Annotated in this window: 7 protein-coding genes; 3 read left to right on the forward strand and 4 right to left on the reverse strand. The window is 72.8% G+C overall.

The window, feature by feature from the left end:
- The 3 genes from ACJA3G_RS26635 to ACJA3G_RS26645 all read right to left on the reverse strand — a co-directional run.
- Positions 1–219: acyl-CoA dehydrogenase family protein (locus ACJA3G_RS26635; RefSeq protein ID WP_406555585.1), on the reverse strand; the 219-nt coding region annotated here is incomplete at its 3' end.
- Entirely contained in the window at positions 219–1355 is a 1137-nt protein-coding gene (locus ACJA3G_RS26640; protein ID WP_406555586.1) for an acyl-CoA dehydrogenase family protein, read from the reverse strand. The genes ACJA3G_RS26635 and ACJA3G_RS26640, both read right to left, overlap by 1 nt.
- Positions 1355–2557, reverse strand: a complete 1203-nt coding sequence (locus ACJA3G_RS26645) for an amidohydrolase family protein (RefSeq protein WP_406555587.1) — start codon at positions 2555–2557, stop codon at positions 1355–1357. Before ACJA3G_RS26645 ends, ACJA3G_RS26640 begins: the two co-directional genes overlap by 1 nt.
- 145 nt (positions 2558–2702) lie before the next feature.
- Between ACJA3G_RS26645 and ACJA3G_RS26650 the strand changes: the two genes are divergently transcribed.
- A complete protein-coding gene (locus tag ACJA3G_RS26650; protein ID WP_406555588.1) occupies positions 2703–4208 on the forward strand; it encodes a class I adenylate-forming enzyme family protein in 1506 nt (501 codons plus the stop codon).
- Between the two features lie 13 nt (positions 4209–4221).
- Here ACJA3G_RS26650 and ACJA3G_RS26655 read toward each other — a convergent pair whose 3' ends face one another.
- Complete coding sequence (locus ACJA3G_RS26655; protein WP_406555589.1) at positions 4222–4596, reverse strand: STAS domain-containing protein; 375 nt, start codon at positions 4594–4596, stop codon at positions 4222–4224.
- Positions 4597–4833: 237 nt separating this feature from the next.
- Between ACJA3G_RS26655 and ACJA3G_RS26660 the strand changes: the two genes are divergently transcribed.
- Positions 4834–5412, forward strand: a complete 579-nt coding sequence (locus ACJA3G_RS26660) for a sigma-70 family RNA polymerase sigma factor (protein WP_406555590.1) — start codon at positions 4834–4836, stop codon at positions 5410–5412.
- A partial coding sequence (locus ACJA3G_RS26665) for a zf-HC2 domain-containing protein (RefSeq protein WP_406555591.1) occupies positions 5409–6588 on the forward strand: 1180 nt, incomplete at its 3' end. The genes ACJA3G_RS26660 and ACJA3G_RS26665, both read left to right, overlap by 4 nt.

The raw sequence follows: 6588 nt of genomic DNA on the forward strand, positions 1-6588 counted from the left end.
GAGCAGCACCGCCTCGGGCAGCCCGAGCCCGGCCCCGCCCGCCTCCGGCGGCAGCCGCAGCGCGAAGAACCCGGCCTCCCCGAGCGCCCGCCACAGCTTCCGGTCCAGCCCTCCCCCGTCGGCGGCGCCGCGCAGCGCGGCGGCGTCGAAGCGCCGGGCGAGCACCTCCCGTACGCCCGCCCGCAGCGCCCGCTGGTCCTCGCTGAGCCGGAAGTCCATCAGCGGCCCCCCTTCGGCAGGCCGAGGATCCGCTCGGCGACGATGTTCCGCTGGATCTGGGAGGTGCCGGCCGCGATGGTGTACGAGAGCGAGGAGAGCCGGTCCCGGGTCCACTCGCGGCCGAGGTCCAGGGCGTCGGGGCCGAGGACCGCGGCGGCGGCGTCGTACAGCTCCTGGCGGGCGTGCGAGTAGCGCAGCTTGAAGACCGAGCCGCCGGTCCCGGGAACGCCGCCGCTGTGCTCCGACTCGCTCACGTTCCACTGGATCAGCCGCCACAGCGCGGTGAACTCCGCGTGCAGGGCGCCCAGCCGCCGCCGGATCCCGTCGTCGTCCCAGCTCCCGTTGGCGTGGGCGGCGCGGGCGATCTCCACCAGGACGCGGCGGCACGCGACCACCTCGCCGACGAAGGCCGTGCCCCGCTCGTACGACAGGGTCACCATGGTCACGCGCCAGCCGTCGTTCTCGGCGCCCACCCGATGGGTCACCGGGACGCGCACCTCGTCCAGGAAGAGCTGGGCGAACTCCTCCGACCCGGCGAGCGTGCGCAGCGGCCGTACCGTGATGCCGGGCGCGTCCATGGGCATCGCCAGCCAGCTGATGCCCCGGTGCCTGGGGGCGTCCGGGTCGGTGCGCACCAGCAGCTCGCACCAGTCGGCGACCTGCGCGTGCGAGGTCCAGATCTTGGCGCCGCTCACCACGTACGCGTCCCCGTCCCGTACCGCCCGGGTCCGCAGCGCCGCCAGGTCCGAGCCCGCCTCGGGCTCGGAGAACCCCTGGCACCACACCTCGTCGCCGCGCAGCACCGGCTCCAGCCACCGCGCGCGCTGCTCCTCGGTGCCCTCGGCCGCGATGGTGGGGCCCGCGTGCAGCAGTCCCACGAAGTTGGCGCCGACATAGGGCGCCCCGGCCCGTTCGGTCTCCTCCAGGAGGATCAGGCGCCGGGTGGCGGAGGTGTCCCAGTGCACGTGCGCGTACCCGGCGTCGTACAGCATCCGCTGCCAGCCGGTGTCGTAGGCGCGCCGCCCCGGCCAGTCCAGCGGGTCGGGCCTCGGCGGCAGCCCCGGCAGCACGGCCGCCAGCCACTCCCGCAGCCGGGCCCGGAACCCTTCCTCCTCCTCGGTGTACGTGAGGTCCACTACCGGCGGCCCTTGTCCAGCTCCAGACCGAGCATGCGGATCGCGTTGCCGCGCATCAGCTTGTACACCGTCTCGTCGTCGAGGCCCTTGACGTGGTCGAGGGCGACCTCCTTGGTGTGCGGGAAGGTGGAGTCGACGTGCGGGTAGTCGGTCTCGAAGGTCGCGTTGTCCCGTCCCACCACGTCGAGCGACGCCACCCCGTGCTTGTCGCGGAAGAAGCAGCAGAAGATCTGCCGGTAGTAGTACGTGGACGGCGGCTCGGGGATCAGATCGCGGACCCCGCCCCAGGCGCGGTGCTCCTCCCACACGTCGTCGGCGCGTTCCAGGGCGTACGGGATCCAGCCCATCTGCCCTTCGGAGTAGGCGAGCCTGAGCCGCGGGAACTTCACCAGGACCCCGCTGAAGAGGAAGTCCATCATCGACGCCATGGCGTTGTTGAAGCTCAGCGAGGCCTGCACGGCGGGCGGGGCGTCGGGGCTCGCGGCGGGCATCTGGCTGCTGCTGCCGATGTGCATGTTCACGACCGTCCCGGTCTCCTGGCAGACCGCGAAGAACGGGTCCCAGTAGCCGGAGTGGATCGACGGCAGGCCGAGGTGGGTGGGGATCTCGGAGAAGGTCACCGCCCGTACTCCGCGGGCGGCGTTGCGGCGGATCTCGGCGACGGCGAGCTCGATGTCCCACAGGGGGATGAGGCAGAGCGGGATCAGCCGCCCGCCGCTGTCCCCGCACCACTCCTCCACCATCCAGTCGTTGTAGGCCCGCACACAGGCCAGCGCCACCTCCTTGTCGTGCGCCTCCGCGAAGGTCTGGCCGCAGAACCGGGGGAAGGTCGGGAAGCAGAGCGAGGCCTCGACGTGGTTGAGGTCCATGTCGGCCAGCCGCGCCTTCGGGTCCCAGCAGCCGCGCCGCATCTCCTCGCGGGTGATGCCCTCCAGGGTCATGTCGTCGCGGTCGAAGCCGACGGCGGCGATGTTGCGCTTGTACGGGAACTTCAGGTCCTCGTAGATCCACCAGTCCGTCGGCGGCCCGTCCGGGTCCATGGCGATCTGGTACCTGCCGCCCACGTAGGCCAGTTCCCCGATGCCGGCGGTCAGCGGGCGCGGCCCCCGCTCGCGGTACTTCGCCGGGAGCCAGGTCTCGAAGAGGTGGGCCGGTTCGATCACATGGTCGTCGACGCTGACGACGCGCGGCAGTTCGGTCATGCGTGGCCTCCACCCGGCGGGCATATCTGATGGATCGTCAGAACGCAGGCTAGCCCCGCACCCCTGGACCGACAAGGCGGTCGCCCCTACGCTCCTGCCCACGATCTGACCAGCCGTCAGCTACCGTTGTTCCCTGGGGGTCGACGTGAACGACACCGCACACGCGCTGGGCGCCTCGCACACCCTGTGGGAACTGGTCGCCCGGCGCGCCGCCCTCACCCCCGGCCGGCCCGTCCTGCTCCAGGACGACCGCGCCCTGACCTTCGGCGAGCTCCACGACCGCGCCGAACGGGTGGCGGCGGGCCTGTACGGCATGGGCGTGCGCCCCGGCACCGTGGTCGCCTGGCAGCTGCCCACCCGGATCGAGACCGCGCTCCTCTCCTTCGCCCTCGCCCGCCTCGGAGCCGTCCAGTCACCCGTCATCCCGTACTACCGCGACCGCGAAGTGGGCTTCGCGCTACGGGAGTCGGGCGCGGAGTTCTTCGCCGTGCCCGGACTCTGGCGCGGCTTCGACCACGGCGCGATGGCGGCCCGGCTCGGCGCGCGGGGCGTCTTCGAGGCGTACGGGACGCTCCCGGACGGCGATCCGGCCGTCCTGCCGCCCCCGCCCCTGGACGGCACCGCCGTCCGCTGGATCTACTGGACCTCGGGCACCACCTCCGATCCCAAGGGCGTCCTGCACACCGACCGCTCACTGATCGCGGGCGGCTCCTGCCTGGCGCACGCGCTGCACCTGACGGCCGACGACGTGGGCTCGATGGCGTTCCCGTACGCCCATATCGCCGGGCCCGACTACACGGTGATGCTGCTCCTGTACGGCTTCCCCGCGGTGATGTTCGAGCACTTCGCGCTGCCGCGGGCACTGGAGGCGTACCGCGGGCACGGTGTGACCGTGGCGGGCGGGTCGACCGCCTTCTACTCGATGTTCCTGGCCGAGCAGCGCAAACGGCCGGGCGAGAAGGTCATCCCCTCACTGCGGCTGCTCGCGGGCGGCGGGGCGCCCAAGCCGCCGGAGGTCTACCACGCGGTCGTCCGCGAGATGGGGGTGCGGCTCACCCACGGCTACGGCATGACCGAGGTTCCGATGATCACCATGGGCTCGCCGGACGACACCGACGAGAAGCTGGCCACCACGGAGGGACGGCCGCCCGAGGGGATGGAGATCCGGATCGTGGACGGGGAGGTGCGGCTGCGCGGGGAGGCCGTGTGCCGGGGATATCTGGACCCGGCGCAGAACGCCGGGGCCTTCGACGAGGACGGGTTCCTGCGCACCGGCGATCTCGGCCGCCTCACGGAGGACGGCTATCTGGTCCTCACCGGCCGGCTCAAGGACATCATCATCCGCAAGGGCGAGAACATCTCCGCGAAGGAGATCGAGGACCTGCTGCACCGCCACCCCGGGGTGGGTGACGCGGCGGTGATCGGGCTGCCGGACGCGGAGCGCGGGGAGCTGGTGTGCGCGGTGGTCGAACAGCCGCCGGGGGCGGGCGCGTTGACCCTGGCCGAGGTCACCGCGCATCTGCGCGCGCAGGGCCTGTCCGTGCACAAGCTGCCGGAGCGGCTGGAGGTGGTGGAGGCGCTGCCGCGCAACGAGGCACTGCGGAAGGTACTGAAGTACCGGCTGCGGGAGATGTTCGCGGGGAAGACCTAGGGGACGACTCGCCCTAGGCCGACAGCGGCTCGGCCTCTTCGCGGGCCGCGCTCGCCACGTCCCCGTACACGTCGAACAGGCGGCGCACGCCCAGAGCCGCCAGCACCCGGTTCACATGGGAGCCGTCCTCCGCGCCCCGGGCCGGGAGGATCAGCCGGAGCCTGCCCTGACAGGAGCGGATCAGTCGGCGGCTGGCGATCAGCACGCCCACGCCGCTGGAGTCGCAGAAGAGCACGCCGGACAGGTCGAGCACCAGATCGTGCCGGCCCGCCGCCACCACCTCGTGGACCATATGCCTGACCTGCGGCGACGTCACCAGATCCAGTTCGCCGCGGACGCGCACCACGGCCCATCCGCCCTGTTCGGCCTCGTTCACGATCAGCGTCACGCGTCCGGTACCTCTCTGTGCCGTCGGCCCCCGCCCGTGCCCGGCGCCTGCCCGGCCCACACCGCGCGAAACCACCTTCCCCTACCACGACCTGCCCCTTCGGGGGCGCACTTGCCGTAAACGAGCGCTCCTCCTGGGCCGGGCGCACTACATTCGAGGAGACACGAGTACACAGGGGTCTGGACAAAAACCACAAACAACCCACGACGGTACAAGCGCAGACGGTTGGGGAGCCGCATGGCGAAGGACGCACCACCTCGCTGGGACCGCAGGATGCAACAACGCCTGGCGCGCGGGGAGGCAGCCGCCCTCGGTGAGCTGTACGACCGGTTCGCCTCGCTCGTGCACAGCCTCGCCCACCGCGTGCTCGGCGAGGACTCCGCCGCCGACCAGATCACCCGCGAGGTGTTCGGCTACGTCTGGGAGAACCCGGACGCGTACGACCCCAAGCAGGGCTCCATGCGCTCCTGGGTCGCCAAGCTCACCCAGCGCCAGGCGGTGCTGCGGCTGCGCCAGTCCGAGGCGGCACAGTACGCGCGGGACGGCGGCTCCACCGAGGAGCTGGAGGCCAAGGTGCTGCGGGCCACGGCCGCGGCCCGCGCCGACTACATCGTGACGTCGATGCCGGCGCCGCTGCGGCAGGCACTGGAGCTGGCGTACCACCAGCGCCGCGACTACCGACAGGCCGCCGCCGACCTCTCCATCAGCGAGGACGAGGCGCGGCGCCGGCTGCGGCTCGGGCTCCAGCTGCTGTCCACGGCGAACACCCGCCCGGCGGAGGGCTCCTCGCCGCCCGGTTACGGACGTGCCCTGTGAACGGGCCCGCGGAGCAGGGGCCCGCGCTGCCCGACGACGAGAACGGCACGCCGCGCATACCGCCACCGCGGCGGGCGGCGGACGACATCGCACACCTGCCGGCGCCGGTCCCGGCCGCCGAACCCGTTCCCGAGCCCGTGGTCCGCTCGCACGCCGTACTGAAGTCGCTGCTCGGGGCGTGGGCGCTGACCGCGTGTTCGGCGGAGGAGACCGAGGCCGTGGAGGCACATCTCACCGAGTGCGCGCCCTGCGCCGACGAGGCGCTGCGGCTTCGGGACGCGGTGGGGCTGCTGCACACCGACCGCAGCCTGGACCTGGACCCGCTGCTGCGGTCCCGGGTCCTGGAGAACTGCCTGGGCCGTCGCCCGGCCCGCATCCCCGTGCCGGACTGGGCGTCCGCCTACGACGCGGAGGCCGCCCGGCTGGACGCGCTGCTCAATGACTTCGGCGACGCGGAGTGGCACGCTCCGGTGCGGCTGAAGTGGTTCGAGCGGGAGCGGCAGGTGAACCGCAGGACCACGGTGGCGGGCGTGATCGGCCATCTGCTGGCGGTGGACGGCCTGGTGGCCGCCGCCCTGGGTCTGGAGGACCCGGCGGGCGCGGGCCTCCCGGCGGGGCCGACGGCCCGTACGGAGGCGTTCTGGACCTCGACGCGGTATCCACTGACGCGGGCGGTACGGGAGCCGTGGCGCGAGCAGACGCACACGCTGATCCGTACGGTGTCGTTCGCGGGGCGGGGCGCGGCCGAACTCGCCGTGCCCTACGGCGACTTCGCGCTCCCGCTCCGGGACGCGCTGCTGGACCGGGCCTTCGAGTGCTGGATCCACGCGGGGGACATCGCGGACGCGGTCGACTATCCGTACGAGCCGCCGTCGGGCGCCCATCTCCACCGGATGATAGACCTCGCGGCACGGACCCTCCCCGACGCGCTGGCGGCCCGGCGGCGCGCGGGCCTCGCACCGCCACCGGCCCGCCTCGTCACGGCGGGCTCGCCCGGCCGGTCGCTCCGACTGGAGATCGAGGGGGCGGGCGGCGGTGACTGGTACATCGCGCTGGACTCCCCGGCGGCGCTCGGCTCCCCCGACCACGAGGTGGCCCATATCGCCCTGGACGGCGTCGAGTTCTGCCGGCTGGCGGCGGGGCATGTGCCGCCGGAGGATGCGGCGGAACATGCCC

Origin of the sequence: Streptomyces sp. YS-3 (genome assembly GCF_045257485.1) — a bacterium.
Classification (GTDB): domain Bacteria; phylum Actinomycetota; class Actinomycetes; order Streptomycetales; family Streptomycetaceae; genus Streptomyces.